Origin of the sequence: Vibrio sp. B183, assembly GCF_000740665.1 — a bacterium.
In the GTDB taxonomy this organism is placed as follows: Bacteria; Pseudomonadota; Gammaproteobacteria; order Enterobacterales; family Vibrionaceae; genus Vibrio; species Vibrio coralliilyticus.
Window position 1 is genome coordinate 60,659 of sequence record NZ_JPQB01000033.1, and the last position, 16,640, is coordinate 77,298.

Annotated in this window: 17 protein-coding genes; 13 read left to right on the forward strand and 4 right to left on the reverse strand. The window is 45.9% G+C overall.

Annotated features, from left to right (window positions below; all coding sequences use genetic code 11):
* Position 1: 1 nt before the first annotated feature.
* On the reverse strand, positions 2 to 793 hold the full coding sequence (mlaE, locus tag IX95_RS24355) for a lipid asymmetry maintenance ABC transporter permease subunit MlaE (protein ID WP_006963153.1): 792 nt from the start codon (positions 791 to 793) through the stop codon (positions 2 to 4).
* The gene (gene mlaF / locus IX95_RS24360; protein WP_038164688.1) at positions 793 to 1,587 is read right to left on the reverse strand and encodes a phospholipid ABC transporter ATP-binding protein MlaF; all 795 of its coding nucleotides are present in this window, start codon (positions 1,585 to 1,587) and stop codon (positions 793 to 795) included. Before mlaF ends, mlaE begins: the two co-directional genes overlap by 1 nt.
* Positions 1,588 to 1,822: 235 nt before the next feature.
* Between mlaF and IX95_RS24365 the strand changes: the two genes are divergently transcribed.
* The 12 genes from IX95_RS24365 (at position 1,823) to mgtE (ending at position 10,997) form a co-directional block, all read left to right on the forward strand.
* A complete protein-coding gene (locus tag IX95_RS24365; protein WP_006963158.1) occupies positions 1,823 to 2,794 on the forward strand; it encodes a calcium/sodium antiporter in 972 nt (323 codons plus the stop codon).
* Between the two features lie 27 nt (positions 2,795 to 2,821).
* Positions 2,822 to 3,787, forward strand: a complete 966-nt coding sequence (locus tag IX95_RS24370; RefSeq protein ID WP_038164691.1) for a KpsF/GutQ family sugar-phosphate isomerase — start codon at positions 2,822 to 2,824, stop codon at positions 3,785 to 3,787.
* On the forward strand, positions 3,787 to 4,344 hold the full coding sequence (kdsC, locus tag IX95_RS24375) for a 3-deoxy-manno-octulosonate-8-phosphatase KdsC (protein WP_021456662.1): 558 nt from the start codon (positions 3,787 to 3,789) through the stop codon (positions 4,342 to 4,344). The genes IX95_RS24370 and kdsC overlap by 1 nt, the downstream gene beginning before the upstream one ends.
* A complete protein-coding gene (gene lptC / locus IX95_RS24380) occupies positions 4,341 to 4,904 on the forward strand; it encodes an LPS export ABC transporter periplasmic protein LptC (RefSeq protein WP_019274207.1) in 564 nt (187 codons plus the stop codon). The genes kdsC and lptC overlap by 4 nt, the downstream gene beginning before the upstream one ends.
* A complete protein-coding gene (lptA, locus tag IX95_RS24385) occupies positions 4,885 to 5,382 on the forward strand; it encodes a lipopolysaccharide transport periplasmic protein LptA (RefSeq protein ID WP_021456660.1) in 498 nt (165 codons plus the stop codon). Before lptC ends, lptA begins: the two co-directional genes overlap by 20 nt.
* Positions 5,383 to 5,384: 2 nt before the next feature.
* Entirely contained in the window at positions 5,385 to 6,110 is a 726-nt protein-coding gene (lptB, locus tag IX95_RS24390) for an LPS export ABC transporter ATP-binding protein (RefSeq protein WP_006963168.1), read from the forward strand.
* 51 nt (positions 6,111 to 6,161) lie between these two features.
* On the forward strand, positions 6,162 to 7,622 hold the full coding sequence (locus tag IX95_RS24395; protein WP_038164693.1) for an RNA polymerase factor sigma-54: 1,461 nt from the start codon (positions 6,162 to 6,164) through the stop codon (positions 7,620 to 7,622).
* A 24-nt stretch (positions 7,623 to 7,646) separates the two neighbouring features.
* The gene (gene hpf / locus IX95_RS24400) at positions 7,647 to 7,934 is read left to right on the forward strand and encodes a ribosome hibernation promoting factor (RefSeq protein WP_006963171.1); all 288 of its coding nucleotides are present in this window, start codon (positions 7,647 to 7,649) and stop codon (positions 7,932 to 7,934) included.
* A gap of 5 nt (positions 7,935 to 7,939) precedes the next feature.
* Complete coding sequence (gene ptsN, locus IX95_RS24405) at positions 7,940 to 8,386, forward strand: PTS IIA-like nitrogen regulatory protein PtsN (protein WP_006963172.1); 447 nt, start codon at positions 7,940 to 7,942, stop codon at positions 8,384 to 8,386.
* Positions 8,386 to 9,249, forward strand: a complete 864-nt coding sequence (rapZ, locus tag IX95_RS24410) for an RNase adapter RapZ (protein WP_019274209.1) — start codon at positions 8,386 to 8,388, stop codon at positions 9,247 to 9,249. The genes ptsN and rapZ overlap by 1 nt, the downstream gene beginning before the upstream one ends.
* A gap of 3 nt (positions 9,250 to 9,252) precedes the next feature.
* Positions 9,253 to 9,531 (forward strand): HPr family phosphocarrier protein, encoded by a 279-nt coding sequence (locus tag IX95_RS24415; protein ID WP_006963174.1) that lies wholly within the window; start codon positions 9,253 to 9,255, stop codon positions 9,529 to 9,531.
* Between the two features lie 110 nt (positions 9,532 to 9,641).
* The gene (gene mgtE, locus IX95_RS24420; RefSeq protein ID WP_038164696.1) at positions 9,642 to 10,997 is read left to right on the forward strand and encodes a magnesium transporter; all 1,356 of its coding nucleotides are present in this window, start codon (positions 9,642 to 9,644) and stop codon (positions 10,995 to 10,997) included.
* Between the two features lie 63 nt (positions 10,998 to 11,060).
* On the opposite strand, the gene metH is transcribed toward mgtE, so the two are convergent.
* Positions 11,061 to 14,738 carry a methionine synthase gene (metH, locus tag IX95_RS24425; RefSeq protein WP_038164697.1) on the reverse strand — a complete coding sequence of 1,226 codons (3,678 nt, stop codon included), beginning with the start codon at positions 14,736 to 14,738 and terminating at the stop codon, positions 11,061 to 11,063.
* A 91-nt stretch (positions 14,739 to 14,829) separates the two neighbouring features.
* Between metH and IX95_RS24430 the strand changes: the two genes are divergently transcribed.
* Complete coding sequence (locus tag IX95_RS24430; RefSeq protein ID WP_171354837.1) at positions 14,830 to 16,212, forward strand: cation:proton antiporter; 1,383 nt, start codon at positions 14,830 to 14,832, stop codon at positions 16,210 to 16,212.
* 27 nt (positions 16,213 to 16,239) lie between these two features.
* Here IX95_RS24430 and IX95_RS26440 read toward each other — a convergent pair whose 3' ends face one another.
* Positions 16,240 to 16,482, reverse strand: a complete 243-nt coding sequence (locus IX95_RS26440; RefSeq protein WP_152562073.1) for a hypothetical protein — start codon at positions 16,480 to 16,482, stop codon at positions 16,240 to 16,242.
* Positions 16,483 to 16,640: the final 158 nt, after the last annotated feature.

The following is a 16,640-nucleotide window of genomic DNA, read 5'->3' on the forward strand; positions in this document are numbered from 1 at the left end:
CTTAGTTCCCAAACATCAATGCAGTCAGTACAAAGTCTAAACCAAGTACCGCCAATGAAGAGTGTACGACTGTACGTGTCGTTGCCCGGCTGATACCTTCCGAGGTCGGAATCGCATCATAGCCATTAAACAGTGCTATCCAAGTTACAGTAATAGCAAACACCAAGCTCTTAATCATGCTGTTGCCAATATCTTGGCCCAATTCGACGGAGGCTTGCATCGCGGACCAGAAGCTACCGTGGTCAATGCCTTTCCAATCCACACCAACCAACTGGCCTCCCCAAATGCCGACAGCCATAAAAATCATGGCCAGCATTGGCATGGAAATCACACCAGCCCAGAAACGTGGCGCAATAACTCGTTTTAGTGGATCGACAGCCATCATTTCCATACTGGATAGCTGCTCTGTCGCTTTCATCAGACCGATTTCAGCCGTCAACGCAGAACCTGCACGCCCCGCAAATAGCAATGCTGTCACCACAGGCCCAAGTTCACGTAAAAGTGATAAGGCGACCATTTGACCCAATGCGCCTTCCGCGCCGAAATCGACCAGAATGACATAACCTTGCAGGCTCAATACCATGCCAATAAATAAGCCGGATAGCACAATAATGATCAGAGACTGGACACCAACGCTGTAGAGTTGCTTCACCAGCAAAGGTAAATTTTGGATTGGGCGTGGACGAGAAGCCAGTGCACCAAACAGCATTAAACTAGCACGACCAAACGACTCGCAGACACCCATAGCTCTGCGTCCTGTCGATGCGACAAAATTCGCGAAGTCAGACAACATCAGAATAGCTCCTTCGCAATAGGTTGAGCAGGATAACGAAATGGTACTGGGCCATCCGCATCTCCTTTAAGAAATTGTTGAACCTGCGGATCAGGGTTATCACGCAGTTCTTGTGGCGAGCCTTTGGCTATGATTTTACCGTTAGCCAGAATATAGACCCAATCAGCGATACTCATCACTTCAGGAACATCATGAGAGACCACAATAGAGGTGACATCGAGAGCTTGGTTCAGGTTACGTATAAGCTCCACCAACACTCCCATGGTAATCGGGTCCTGCCCCACAAAAGGTTCATCGTACATTATGAGTTCAGGATCAAGCGCGATAGCACGTGCTAATGCTGCTCGGCGAGCCATACCGCCAGACAATTCGCTTGGCATCAACTGAGAAGCGCCACGAAGCCCGACCGCCTCTAATTTGAGTAGCACTAAGGTTCGGATAAGCTCTTCGTTTAAATCGGTATGCTCACGAAGAGGGAAAGCTACGTTGTCAAAAACGTTAAGATCAGTAAATAGCGCTCCAGACTGGAACAACATACTCATCTTTTTACGTTCTTTATATAGCTGCTTGCGGCTGAGTGACGGAATATTCTTGCCATCAAACAATACTTCCCCTCGCTCAGGGTATAGCTGACCACCAATCAGGCGCAGCAAAGTCGTCTTACCTATGCCCGAAGGCCCCATAATGGCGGTGATCTTACCTTTCGGCACATGCAAGCTGACATCGTCGAAGATCTTTCTGTCTCCACGAGAAAACGTCAGATTATTAACGGTTACGAGATCGGATGAGGACATGGTAAACCCTGCCATAGCTTATTGAATGGGCAATCATAAGCACATTGTGTGAAAATTAAAAGCACTGTTCAATTAATTATGGCTGACATTTTTTTAAATGAAGTCTGTTTCATTCTAAAAGTCTAATACGTCCGTCAATTTAAATGGTTAACAATTAATTGCTTCCCTTTTAGCACCTAAACCGTCAAAATTAACGGTTAAATTTATCACGTTGTACACTGAATTAAGGATCATCATGTTTGAAGCCATAGCGTTTCTCGTCGTTGGATTAATCTTTCTGGTTTGGAGCGCAGACAAGCTCGTATTTGGTGCCGCTGCTCTAGCCCGAAATATCGGTATTTCTCCATTGGTGATCGGTATGACCATCCTAGCGATGGGCTCTTCGGCACCAGAAATGATGGTGTCAGCTACTGCGGCGCTGGACGGTAAAACGGATACCGCTGTCGGTAACGTTTTAGGCTCTAATATCGCTAATATTGCCTTAATTCTCGGTATTACCGCGATGATAAAGCCACTTTCTATCAGTTCTGCGGTTTTGCGTCGTGAACTACCGTTAATGATCGGCGTCACTATCCTTGCGGGTGTTTTACTTTGGGATAGCCACTTGGGCTTCTATGAAGGTGTTCTGCTGTTCGTCCTGTTTGCAGCCTTTATCCTTGCCATGCTTAGAATCAGTAAAAAAGAGAAAGACAGCGGCAGCCCTGATCCATTATTAGAGGACCAAGAGTCAGAAGTACCTGAAGGCGTTAGTAATGGCAAAGCGGCGATGTGGGTTGTGGTTGGCTTGATTATCCTACCTATCGCTGCAGATACACTGGTAAATAATGCTGTATATATTGCGCAGTACTTCGGAATGAGCGATCTGGTTATCGGTTTGACCATTATTGCGGTTGGCACCAGCCTACCTGAACTTGCAGCTTCGCTTGCGGGCGTAATGAAAGGCGAAGACGACATGGCTGTCGGTAACATCATTGGTTCTAACGTTTTCAACATTCTTGCCGTGATGGGGATTCCAGGCATCCTTAACCCTTCCGTCCTCAGCGAATATGCCATGGGGCGTGATTTCTGGATCATGCTGGGTATTTCGTTGCTGTTGGTTGCAATGGCATTAGGTAAATCTCGTAGTATCAACCGAATAGAAGGTGCTGTATTATTCTGCTGCTTTATTGCTTATCAGGGATACCTAATCCTTAACATGACAGCTTAAATTTAGTTTTGCCTGCCGGAGAGTGACATGTTTGATTTTCGCTCGGCTGCTCTTGATGTATTAAAAACAGAAATCGAAGCCCTTGAGCAGCTTGATCAGTATATTAACGACGATTTTGTCCAAGCCTGTGAATTGATCCTTGCCAATAAAGAAGGCAAGGTTGCCGTCATGGGGATGGGAAAGTCAGGACATATTGGAAACAAGATTGCTGCTAGTCTAGCCAGCACTGGAACCTCAGCGTTTTTCGTTCACCCCGGTGAAGCCGCACACGGCGACCTAGGGATGATCGAACCTGGCGACATTGTCCTTGCGATTTCTAACTCTGGCGAATCTTCTGAGATTTTGGGGCTATTCCCTGTCCTTAAACGACTCAATATCAAGATCATCAGTATGACAGGTAAGCCTGAATCTAATATGGCGAAGCTGTCCGACTTTCACTTACAAATCACAGTGCCAAAAGAAGCTTGCCCACTGGGTTTAGCGCCAACGGCCAGTACCACTGCGACGTTAGCCATGGGTGACGCATTGGCGGTCGCCTTACTGCAAGCTCGTGGATTCACAGCTGAAGATTTTGCGCTCTCTCACCCCGGTGGCGCATTGGGCAGAAAATTGCTGCTTAAGCTATCAGACATCATGCACACGGGTGAACAGCTTCCTCTAGTAACACCGGATACTGTGGTACGAGAAGCATTGCTGGAAATTAGCCAGAAAGGCTTAGGCATGACTGCCGTCGTTGATGGCCACCAGCACCTAGTCGGTATTTTCACTGACGGCGACCTGCGCCGTATCCTAGACAAGAGAATTGACATTCACAGTGCTTTAATTGGCGAAGTCATGACGACCAACCCAACGACCGCCAGCCCTAATATTCTTGCAGCTGAAGGTCTCAACCTTATGCAGCAGAAAAGCATTAATGGCCTCATTCTATGCCTAGACGGCAAGGTTGTCGGTGCGTTAAATATGCACGATTTGTTAAAAGCGGGAGTGATGTGATGTCAAAATTGATTGAAACCCTGTATAAACCCGTGGAACAAAACACGCTTAACATTGCCAAAGAGATTAAACTGTTAATATGCGACGTCGATGGCGTCTTCTCTGACGGCCTGATTTATATGGGCAATGATGGCGAAGAGCTGAAAACATTTCATACACGAGATGGATACGGCGTAAAATCTTTGATGAATGCGGGCATTGAAATCGCTATCATCACGGGTCGACAGTCGCGCATTGTTGAGAATCGCATGAAAGCTCTGGGAATCTCGCTGATTTACCAAGGGCAAGACGATAAAGTAAAAGCTTATCAGGACATTTGCAGCAAATTGAATATTGCGCCAGAACAAACCGGTTATATCGGTGATGATCTTATCGACTGGCCTGTCATGGAAAAAGTAGCTTTAAAAGTCTGCGTCGCTGATGGACATCCACTACTGGCGCAACGCGCAAATTACGTCACTTCAATACGTGGCGGACACGGTGCAGTCAGAGAAGTGTGTGACCTCATTTTACAAGCGCGCAATGAACTTGATGTCCACAAAGGTCTAAGTATATGAGTTTATCCCGTATCGGTTACCTGATACTGGCATTTGTTATTTGTTGGTCTGCTTATTACCTGTTTGATAAAGGCAAGACATTCGACATTCAGGTAGAACCGGATACCGAATTACCTATGTTTAGCGGTGAAGATTTAGTGAATACCTCTTACAACGAAGAAGGGATTCGCAGCTATGTCATTACGTCCGTTAAACTCGATCACTACGCAAAAAGCGGTGATACCTTTTTTGATCAACCGGTCTTGAAAGTTTACAAAGAAGGCACAACCCAAGAATGGGAGGTCACTGCTGACCGAGGTATTCTCGGGCAGGACCATGTGCTGACATTATACGACAACGTCTTGGCGAAAAACTTATTGCCAGATTCTGGCTTTGATACCATGTCTACGGATGTGCTTGGCATCCAGTTGGACAATCGTGATTTTTGGGCAGACAACCAAGTCACCTTGGTTGGCCCTCAGTTTGAAACAGTAGGTCAGGCGATGAAAGGCAACTTTGCTGAAAACAACGCCATCCTATACAAACATGTACAAGGTAGATATGAAACTCTCACACCTTAGTCTAATTTCTTGTTTGCTGATGTCTGGACAAGCACTGGCGCTGTCTACCGATCAGGATCAACCTGTTTACATTGATTCAGACAGCCAGCAGCTTGATATGCAGAGCAACAAAGTAACCTTCCTAGGTGACGTAAAGCTCAAGCAAGGCAGTATCAATATTAACGCCGATAAAGTCATTGTAACCCGTGATCCAAAAGACGGCTCCATTCAGGAGATCGAAGGATACGGCGATTTGGCGACTTTCTCTCAGCTCACCGATGACGGTAAAACCCTCTATGGTGAAGCGAAAGAGCTGTACTATGTCATGGTTGATGACCAACTCACCATGATAGATGAAGCCATGCTGTCTCAAGATGACAGCGTCATTCGCGGCACCAAAATCCGTTATAAAATCTCTTCTCAGAAGCTGATTGCTGACGGTAAAGAAAAAGGCGACCGCGTCTCCACGGTGCTCCAGCCACAAACAGTACAAGAATAATTATGGCAAATCTCAAAGCAGAGCATTTAGCGAAAACTTACGGTAACCGTAAAGTGGTGACCGATGTTAGCTTGGAAGTCACTTCTGGGCAGATCGTCGGTTTACTTGGCCCTAACGGTGCAGGTAAAACTACGTCGTTTTACATGATTGTCGGCTTAGTCGCTCGCGATGAAGGCTCGATTACGATTGACGGGCAGGATATCAGCATCCTGCCGATGCATAGCCGCTCTCGTATGGGGATTGGCTATCTGCCCCAGGAAGCGTCGATCTTCCGTAAGCTATCTGTAGAACATAACATTATGGCGGTTCTGGAGACTCGTGAAGAACTGACTCGTGAACAGCGCCAAGATAAGTTAGAAGACTTATTGGAAGAATTCCACATTCAGCACATTCGCCACAGTGCAGGTATGGCACTATCGGGGGGTGAGCGTCGTCGTGTAGAGATCGCCCGAGCTTTGGCTGCCAATCCTCAATTTATCTTGCTGGATGAACCGTTCGCTGGTGTTGACCCGATTTCGGTCATTGATATCAAGAAGATCATAGAGCATCTGCGTGATCGTGGGCTGGGTGTATTAATCACAGACCACAACGTACGTGAAACATTAGACGTATGTGAAAAAGCCTACATTGTGAGTCAAGGGCACTTGATTGCCGAGGGTACACCAGAACAAGTACTCAATAACGAACAAGTAAAACAAGTTTATCTCGGCGAACAATTCCGTCTATGATTAAAGTGAAGAACGGTAAGATTCTATAGCATCTAAGGCAAGTAATACTGAATGAAACCCTCATTACAACTCAAGCTAGGACAGCAGTTAGCGATGACCCCACAGCTTCAGCAAGCAATTCGCTTGTTGCAGTTGTCAACGTTAGATCTTCAACAGGAAATTCAGGAAGCCTTGGATTCTAACCCTCTGCTAGAAGTCGAAGAAGGCAGCGAAGAGACCTCAAATGTTGAAGACAAAGCAGCGAGTGATGAAAAAGAGCCGAACGCTGAAATCGCTGAGCCAGAAGTCAAAGACAGCTCAGAACTGATAGAGAAGTCTGAAATCAGCAATGAGCTTGAGATTGATACCACTTGGGAAGATGTCTATAGCGCCAATACAGGCAGTACTGGTATTGCGTTAGATGATGATGCGCCAGTCTATCAAGGCGAAACCACTCAATCTCTGCACGACTACCTCACTTGGCAGTTAGATCTGACTCCTTTTAGCGAAACGGATCGAACCATCGCTATGGCAATCATTGATGCTGTAGACGACTATGGTTACCTGACCATTTCTACCGAAGATATTCTTGAAAGCTTTGACAATGAAGAAATAGAACTCGAAGAAATCGAAGCCGTACGTAAGCGTGTTCAGCAATTTGACCCTCTGGGTGTCGCATCAAATAACTTGCAAGACTGCTTGCTGCTCCAATTGGCAACCTTCCCAGAAGATACACCGTGGTTGAAAGAAGCGAAGTTAGTACTGACTGACTATATCGACCAATTAGGCAATCGCGACTACAAACTGATCATCAAAGAAGCGAAGCTCAAAGAAGCTGAACTCAAAGAAGCTCTCAAGCTCATTCAGCAGCTCGACCCTCGACCTGGAAGCCGAATCGCTGCAGAGCATGCAGAATATATCATACCTGATGTGTCCGTGTTCAAAGATCATGGTAAGTGGGTGGTCACTATCAATCCAGACTCAGTACCACGCCTTAAGGTCAATCAACAGTACGCAGCGCTTGGCAAAGGCAACAGTTCAGATAGCCAATACATTCGCTCAAACTTGCAGGAAGCAAAATGGCTGATTAAGAGCCTAGAAAGTAGAAATGAGACGCTACTCAAAGTTGCTAAGTGTATTGTTGAACATCAGCGCGATTTCTTTGAGTATGGTGAAGAAGCGATGAAGCCGATGGTTCTCAATGACGTCGCCTTAGATGTCGATATGCACGAATCAACGATTTCACGTGTCACAACCCAAAAATACATGCATACCCCTCGTGGTATTTTCGAACTGAAGTATTTCTTCTCCAGCCATGTCAGTACCGACAACGGTGGAGAATGTTCATCCACTGCAATCCGAGCATTGATTAAAAAGCTCGTTGCTGCTGAAAACAGTGCTAAACCACTGAGTGACAGCAAAATTGCAGCTCTACTCGCTGACCAAGGGATTCAGGTCGCTAGACGAACAATAGCTAAATACCGAGAATCACTAGGCATTGCCCCTTCGAGTCAGCGCAAACGCCTGCTTTAGGCATCTAACCGAGAAGGAAAGTCTATGCAAATCAATATTAATGGCCACCACGTTGATCTCACCGATTCAATGCAAGACTACGTAAACGAAAAGTTTCAAAAGCTTGAGCGTTTCTTTGACCACATAAATAACGTTCATGTTGTTTTAAAAGTTGAAAAACTCCGTCAAATCGCTGAAGCTACCCTTCACGTCAATCAGGGCGAAATCCATGCATCTGCCGACGAAGAAAGTATGTATGCCGCTATCGACTCTCTTGTTGATAAACTGGTCAGACAGCTCAACAAGCATAAAGAAAAACTAAACACGCACTAAACATCATGCAATTAAGCGAAATCCTTTCATTGGACTGCACCAAAAGTGCAGTCCAATGCACCAGTAAAAAACGCGCTCTAGAAATGATCAGTGAGATCGTCGCCGAGCAGACTGGTCAAAACTCCACTGAACTTTTTGAGTGTATGCTCAGCCGCGAAAAAATGGGCAGTACTGGCATCGGAAATGGAATAGCCATTCCCCATGCTCGTATGCAATCCAGTGACAAAGCCGTTGCTGTACTCATACAATGTGAATCTCCTGTCGAGTTTGACTCGATAGATAATCGTCCTGTCGATCTCCTTTTTGCTCTTCTTGTGCCTGATGCGCAGTGTAAAGAGCACCTTAAAACGCTTTCCAGCATGGCAGAACGATTAAACAACAAACAAGTCCTCAAACAGCTGCGTAAAGCGCAATCTGATGAGGAGCTTTACGACATCATGGTGAATCAGTAATGCGCCTTATCGTCGTCAGTGGCCAATCAGGTGCAGGTAAAAGCGTCGCGCTTCGCGTACTTGAAGACCTTGGCTACTACTGCGTCGATAACCTTCCGGTGGATTTACTCGATAATTTCGTCAAATCGGTCAAATCAAGTAAGCAAAATGTAGCGGTCAGTATTGATATCCGGAATCTGCCTACCGAACCGAATCTCGTGACCGATGTGCTGACGAAGCTAAAAAAATCTTCCGACGTTAGTGTTCTTTTTCTGGACGCCAAGAAAGACACGTTACTCAAACGCTACAGCGAAACGAGGCGCATACACCCCCTTTCTCTCAGTCTCGAAAACACGTCTCTTGAACAAGCCATTGAAAAAGAACGCTGTATTCTTTCTCCATTGAAAGAACACGCTGATCTGATCATCGATAGTAGCAACCAATCACTGCATGACTTAAGTGAGACGGTTCGCATGCGTGTTGAAGGTCGAGAGCGCAAAGACTTAGTGATGGTATTTCAGTCATTTGGCTTTAAGTATGGCTTGCCAAGTGATGCTGACTATGTGTTTGATGTACGCTTTCTGCCGAATCCACATTGGGAACCCGCATTGCGCCCAATGACGGGGCTCGATACACCGATCAAATCTTTTCTGGAAAGCCATCAGGATGTATTGGATCTTAAACAGCAGATCCAGAAATTCATTGAAAACTGGCTACCATTACTAGAAAAAAACAACCGCAGCTATCTAACGGTCGCAATAGGTTGTACTGGCGGTAAGCACCGTTCAGTTTATCTTACCCAACAAATTGGCGAGTACTTCGCTCAAATGGGTCATCAGGTTCAGATTCGCCACGCGACACTCGAGAAACAACATAAGGAATAACGCATGCAGCAACAGAGTCGAACCGTCCTCATCCAAAACCGATTGGGCCTTCATGCTCGTGCTGCCGTTAAACTTGTCGAACTCGCTCAGTCTTTTGATGCGATTCTCACTATCCAAAACCATGAAGGTAAAGAAGCAACCGCTGACAGCGTTATGGGACTACTCATGCTCGAGTCCGCTCAGGGAGAGCATGTCACTATCAGTGCTGAGGGTAGTGATGCAAGCCCAGCTCTGGAAGCCGTCTGTCACCTCATTGAAGATAAATTCGAAGAGGCGGAATAATTTTCCTCCCATATAAGAAAAATCATTACCTTCATATTAACTTATTAAATAAACACTAAAATTAAGTTACTATTCAACGCATTGTAAGTATTTAGAGTCAGGAGGAAGAAATGGCAGAGCAAATTGAATTCGACCAAGCTCACCAAGCCCTCCAAGAAGTAACAGATGCTCTAGAAAATGGCCGCTTTGTCCATGTCCGTCGCCAATTACAGGACATGGAGCCAGAAGATATTGCCCATCTGTTAGAAGCCTCACCAAGAAAGAGTCGCGAGGTTCTTTGGCAACTCACCGATCCGGAAGATTACGGTGAGATCCTCGACGAACTGAACGAAGACGTCAAAGATGCTCTGGTTTCTAAAATGGAACCCGAGATGCTGGCCGAAGCCACCGAAGGCATGGACACCGATGACGTTGCTTACGTCTTACGTAGTCTACCAGACGATGTCTCACGTGAAGTTCTGTCACAAATGGACACCGCCGATCGCTTGCGAGTGGAAACCGCGCTTTCTTACCCCGAGGATACCGCTGGCGGATTGATGAACACCGACGTAATCACCATTCGTGGTGATGTCGATGTCGATGTCGTCTTGCGTTATTTGCGTATGAAAGGGGAGCTTCCCGAAGCGACCGACGCACTGTATGTGATAGATGAAAACAGCCAGCTGATTGGCCAGTTACCGATCACGACCCTAATTACCACCCAACCTGATATCAAAGTTACTGAAGTGATGGAAGATGCAGATGAAGCCATCGAAGTCACCATGAGCGACTCCGATATTGCCAGCCTATTTGAGCGCCGTAATTGGGTTTCTGCTCCCGTCATTGATGAAAACCAGCACTTAGTCGGTCGTATTACCATTGATGACGTGGTGGATGTTATTCGTGAAGACGCCGAACACTCTATGATGAGTATGGCGGGTATGGACGATGACGAAGACACCTTCGCTCCGGTGGTCAAATCTGCCCGTAAACGCAGTATCTGGTTAGGTGCGAACGTACTGGCAGCACTTGCTGCGGCATCGGTCTCAAACATGTTTGAAGCCACCTTAGATCAGATGGCGGCAATTGCTGTCTTAATGACTATCGTTCCATCCATGGGCGGAGTTGCGGGTAACCAAACCGTCGCTCTGGTAATCCGGGGCCTCGCCTTAGGTCATATCGGTGATGCCAACAAACGTGAACTGCTAATGAAGGAAGCAGCAATCGGCCTATTGAACGGTATCATGTGGGCATTGATCATTGGTGGTATCGTCATAGCTTGGAAAGGTAACTGGATGCTCGGTGGCATTATATCCGCAGCCATGCTAACCAACCTTTTGGTCGCTGGTATCGCGGGCGTAACCATCCCGATCTTATTGAAGAAAATGAACATTGACCCTGCTTTGGCCGGAGGGATGGCATTAACCACAGTCACCGATGTAATTGGCCTCTCAGTATTCCTTGGTCTTGCTACGATCATGATCTGATAGGTAATCATCAATAAAAAAGCACAGCTTTTGCTGTGCTTTTTTGATCCAACTTGCAGAGAATTAGTTAATGTTTGGCCCTAACCATTTTTCAGCTTCTAACATATCCCAACCTTTACGATCAGCGTAACTTTCGACCTGATCCTGCTGAATCTGCGCGATCGCAAAGTAACGCGAATCTGGGTGAGAGAAATACCATCCTGATACAGAGGCTCCTGGCCACATTGCATAGCTGCTGGTCAAAGACATCTCAATCGTCTCTTCCACTTTGAGCAACTCCCAAAGTGAGCCTTTCTCAGTATGCTCTGGACAGGCTGGATAACCTGGAGCTGGGCGAATACCTTGATATTTTTCACGTATCAGATCATCGTTAGAGAGATCTTCATCCGCCGAATAGCCCCAAATTTCCTTACGCACTTTTTTATGCAGGTATTCAGCAAAAGCCTCAGCCAAGCGATCCGCCACAGCTTGAATCATAATCGCGTTGTAATCATCTCCCGCTGCTTTGTATTCATCAGCGAGTTCACGCTCTCCAATACCACCGGTTACCGCGAATGCGCCAATCCAGTCTTTCTTACCTGAAGATTTTGGTGCTATGTAATCAGAGAGACAGTAATTGTAGCCTTTAGGCTTCTCAGTCTGCTGACGCAGATTACGCAATACTTTAGCCACTTCCGTACGCGACTCATCTGTGTACACTTCGATATCATCTCCAACACTTGCTGCTGGGAATAGCGCACACATACCACGTGCTTTAAGCAAACCTTCTCGCTCGACCCTATCAAGCAGCTCATTTGCATCAGCAAACAGCCTCTTTGCTTCTTCTCCGACTTCTTCGTGCTCAAGAATGGTAGGGTACTTACCAACTAAAGACCAAGTCATAAAGAATGGAGTCCAGTCAATGTATTCACGTAATGTTGCTACATCAAAGTCGTCGAAAACATGTACACCCGGTTTAGCTGGCTCTGGTGGAGTATATGCTTCCCAGTCAATCGCGACCTTATTTGCTCGAGCTTGTTCTAAAGTGACAGGTTTCGTGCGCGGTTTCTTGCGATTATGCTGGTCGCGCACACGTACGTAATCGGCATCAAGTTTTTCAACAAATTCAGGTCGACGCTCGTCAGACAGCAATGAAGTACACACCCCAACTGCTCTTGAAGCATTGTTGACGTAAACCACTGGGTGCTTGTAGTTTTGCTCAATCTTAACCGCAGTGTGTGCTTTCGATGTTGTCGCACCACCAATCAGTAATGGCAGGTCGAAATCAAGACGCTCCATCTCTTTCGCCACATGTACCATTTCATCCAAAGATGGGGTAATTAAGCCGGAAAGCCCGATGATATCAACATTCTCTTCTTTCGCGACTTTAAGGATCTGCTCACATGGGACCATCACGCCAAGGTCAATGATCTCGTAGTTGTTACACTGAAGTACAACACCAACGATATTCTTACCAATATCGTGGACATCCCCTTTCACTGTTGCCAGGAGTATCTTACCGTTTGAAGAACCCGCTTGTTTTTCCTTGTTAATGAACGGCTCTAAGTGCGCTACGGCCTGCTTCATTACACGTGCCGATTTCACCACCTGAGGAAGGAACATTTTACCTTCACCAAACAAGTCACCGACCACGTTCATACCATCCATTAGCGGCCCTTCAATCACCTCCAATGGTTTACTGGCGTTAACACGTGCCTCTTCGGTATCTTCAACAATAAACTCGGTGATGCCCTTAACTAATGCATGCTCTAATCGCTTCTCTACAGACCAAGTACGCCATTCAAGCGCAGAGGCATCTTCTTCCTTACCGACACCTTTACCTGCGTACTCAGCCGCAATATCAAGCAAGCGTTCTGTACCATCATCACGACGGTTCAGTACCACGTCTTCTACTGCTTCACGCAATTTCTCAGGGACGTTATCGTAAATCTCCAGCTGACCTGCATTCACGATCCCCATATCCATACCATTTTTGAAACAGTGATAAAGGAATACAGCGTGAATCGCTTCACGTACATAGTTATTACCACGGAACGAGAACGAAACGTTCGACACTCCGCCAGAGATCATCGCGTGCGGCAAATCTCGTTTAATGTCGGCAACAGCGCCGATAAAATCGACCGCATAATTGTTGTGTTCTTCAATACCAGTCGCCACAGCAAAGATGTTCGGGTCAAAGATAATGTCTTCGGGTGGGAAGCCGACTTCATCAACTAGAATACGGTAGGCGTTGGTACAGATTTCAAGTTTACGTTCTCGTGTTTCCGCCTGCCCTACTTCATCAAACGCCATTACGATGACAGCAGCGCCATAGCGTCGGATTAACTTAGCCTGCTCAACAAACTTCTCTTTGCCTTCTTTGAGCGAGATAGAGTTAACAATGCCTTTACCCTGAATGCATTTCAGTCCGGCTTCAATGACTTCCCACTTAGAAGAATCAACCATGATAGGCACTTTAGAAATTTCTGGCTCAGACGCACACAGATTGAGGAAGCGCACCATGCATGCCTCGGCATCCAACATGCCCTCATCCATATTGATATCAATGATCTGAGCACCATTTTCCACCTGCTGGCGAGCAACTTCTAACGCTTCATCGTAAAGCTCTTCTTTAATCAATCGCTTGAAGCGAGCGGAGCCCGTCACGTTAGTTCGCTCACCAACGTTGACGAACAAAGTGTCTTTTTCAATAGCTAACGGTTCTAGACCAGACAAGCGACAGGCCACATGTAAGTCTGGCAATTGGCGAGGAGTCAAACCTTCAACGGCCTCAGCCATCTGACGAATATGTTCTGGTGTGGTACCACAACACCCACCGATTAGGTTCAGAAAGCCACTTTCTGCCCATTCTTTAACGTGCGTGGCCATATCTTCAGGAGAAAGGTCATATTCACCAAATGCATTCGGTAAGCCCGCATTTGGGTGCGCTGATACAAAGCTTTCGGATATACGCGACATTTCTTCAACGTATGGACGGAGCTCGTCCGGACCTAAAGCACAGTTCAAACCAAATGACAGCGGCTGAACATGACGCAAAGAATTGTAAAACGCTTCCGTCGTTTGACCAGAAAGCGTTCGCCCTGAAGCATCAGTGATCGTTCCCGAAATCATGATCGGTAATTTAACACCCATCTCTTCGAAAACACTGTCGACAGCAAAGGCACAAGCCTTCGCATTCAAGGTATCAAAAATCGTTTCAATTAGAATGAGGTCTGAGCCACCTTTAATTAAGGCGCGCGTCGATTCGGAATACGCAGCAACCAGCTCATCAAACGTGACATTACGATAGCCGGGATCATTCACATCAGGCGAAATCGAACAAGTACGGTTAGTTGGACCAAGAACACCTGCCACATAGCGTGGTTTATGTGGTGTTTTCGCCGTCCACTCGTCTGCCACTTCGCGAGCGAGCCTCGCAGCTTCAAAGTTGATTTCTTCGCTCAGGCTTTCCATATCGTAGTCAGCCATTGCGATGGTCGTTGCATTAAACGTGTTGGTCTCAAGAATATCCGCGCCTGCTTCTAAGTACTCAGCATGAATATCTTTAATCAATTTGGGCTGTGTCAGAACCAAAAGGTCATTATTGCCTTTAAGGTCACAATGCCAGTCGGCGAAACGTTCACCTCGATAGTCGGGTTCTTCCAGTTTATAGCCCTGGATCATAGTCCCCATACCACCATCTATCAGTAAGATGCGTTTTCTTAGTTGAGCTTCTATCTGTTGCCTTACATTACTTCCCACAGTACAGCCTCATTCCTTTAGTTATCTTTCCATCCTATCACACATTAAAAAGGAGTCTAGACGTCTAAATGACTAAATTAATCACCTCTGCATGACAAAAAAGTGTTTGCTATTTAATCACGTCAGGAACAAAATTCTCATTCATAATTTGTTACATGCTGAGAATCCAATGTCGGTCTACTACACTCTCTGTTTTCTATCTGCAGCGGCAATGTTAATTGCTTTTGTAAACAGCAAGATAGGCAAAATGCAAACTACAATTGCCATCACTGCTGGTTCCATGGTTCTATCCCTTCTTATCCTTATCGCAGGTCAAAATAACTGGTTTCATTTAACAGAAATTGCTTCGAAGACAATGTCGAGCATTAACTTCGAAGATTTTCTGCTAAAGGGGATATTGGGCTTTCTCTTATTTGCAGGTGGTCTTGGGATTAAACTGCCTCACCTCAAAGACCAAAAATGGGAAATTACAGTGCTCGCACTGGGAGCGACACTATTCTCTACCTTCTTTATTGGTTTCGCGCTTTACGGATTCTGCCATCTGATAGGTGTGCAATTCGACTTAGTGTACTGCTTATTGTTTGGTGCATTAATCTCGCCAACCGACCCGATTGCAGTATTGGCTATCGTAAAAAAACTGGATGCACCGGAACGTATCTCAACCCAAATCGAAGGTGAGTCCTTGTTTAATGACGGTTTTGGTCTAGTCATTTTTGTCACCCTGTTTACAATCGCTTTTGGCACTGAAGCACCAACGGTTGGCAGCGTGACGATGCTGTTCATTCAGGAAGCTATTGGCGGCATCGTTTATGGCTTTGCACTTGGTCTGCTGTTCCACTGCCTCATCAGTGCGACCGATGATCACTCTATGGAGTTACTGCTAACTATAGGTATACCGACCGCTGGCTATGCGTTTGCGGAAGTTCTGCATGTTTCTGGGCCATTAGCCATGGTGGTATCCGGTATTATGATCGGGAACTGGACACGATTTATCGGATTCTCTAAAGAAAGTGAAGATCACCTCGATCACTTCTGGGAACTAGTCGATGAGTTCCTCAATGGGGTCTTGTTCCTCCTAATCGGCATGTCGATGTTGCTATTTGAATTCCATAAGGAAGACTGGATTCTAATGGCGTTTTCGGTACCACTGGTATTAGCTGCCCGCTATCTAAGCGTGTTCTGTTCTTACATTGGGTTTAAACGTCATCGTAAGTACAACCCTTGGTCAGTGAAAATCTTAACTTGGGGTGGGTTACGCGGTGGTCTAGCCTTGGCGATGGCGCTGTCTATCCCTTCTGGAATTTGGGTTATCCAAGACAAGCTCATCGACGTGAAAGAGATCATTCTCGTCATGACTTATTCTGTCGTAGTGTTCTCGATCCTCGTTCAAGGTTCGACGATTACTCCTATGATAGAAAAAGCAAAGCGGGCAGAAAAAGAAATGCAGCCAGAGCCGGAAACAGCGGAGTCATAAGAGAAAGAATAACCCGTATCGAATTAATTATTTCGAAGCCGCTCTCCATGAGCGGCTTTTTTGATGTCCCGCGATAAACAATGAATATCTTGAGATGCTCGCTTGCTTATTTTCAAAGTTAGAATCAACAGAGTAGAATGCTGTTTTAGCAAGATTGTAATTATCTATAGATAGAAGATTATTGACTGTCGCCAGAAACCAAGGTCCTATACTCACTCTAGGCACAAATAGCAGTAAATACTCTTTTGTTTCGCTTCCATAGCTAGCCATAGAGCCGCCAGTCAATCTTTACGTAAATAGTTCTCCAATAGAAACTATGTGCAGATCAACTGGCTCGGTAAATGTTTAATCACTAGGTCTACATTAGGTACGAACTGATTAGCTAAAGAGCAAAATAACTTAGCACATGTAAAAATCCACCTGCATAG